The sequence below is a fragment of the Vibrio sp. 10N.222.49.C9 genome (genome assembly GCF_041474985.1).
Classification (GTDB): Bacteria; Pseudomonadota; Gammaproteobacteria; order Enterobacterales; family Vibrionaceae; genus Vibrio; species Vibrio crassostreae_C.
Genome location: NZ_JBFRVD010000397.1, coordinates 1 through 423, shown reverse-complemented (window position 1 = coordinate 423; position 423 = coordinate 1). Strand labels below are relative to the sequence as shown.

Below are 423 nucleotides of genomic sequence, written 5' to 3'. Positions count from 1 at the left end.
GTCTTTGTTCTTGTACTCGTCTAGGAATACAACCTGCGCGCCGTCATCTTCTTTCGCTAGGCCTTTTTCTTTAAGGTCAGCAACGATGCCTTTTAGCATGTCGTTGTATTGGCTCTCACCCATCACGTCGTCACGAGTTAGAGATACGTTTAGACGGTCGTAGTTCAGTTGGTTTTGTTGCATGGTGATGTCCACCAACTTCTTCCACATGTCTACGCAGAACGCATCGCCACTTTGTAGCTTAACGACGTAGTTACGAGCTTTAACCGCGAACTCTTCGTCTTCGTCGTACAGTTTCTTAGACTCACGGTAGAAGGCTTCAAGATCAGACAGTTTCATTGAAACTTCGCCATCTTGCTCTGAAACGCGCTCAAGGTTTGCGATAAGCATACCGAACTGAGTTCCCCAGTCACCGATGTGGTT

Annotated in this window: 1 protein-coding gene; it reads right to left on the bottom strand. The window is 47.0% G+C overall.

What is annotated here, in order from left to right; translation table 11 throughout:
* The coding region (gene argS, locus AB4585_RS23680; RefSeq protein WP_372171211.1) for an arginine--tRNA ligase at positions 1–423 on the bottom strand (423 nt) is incomplete at both ends.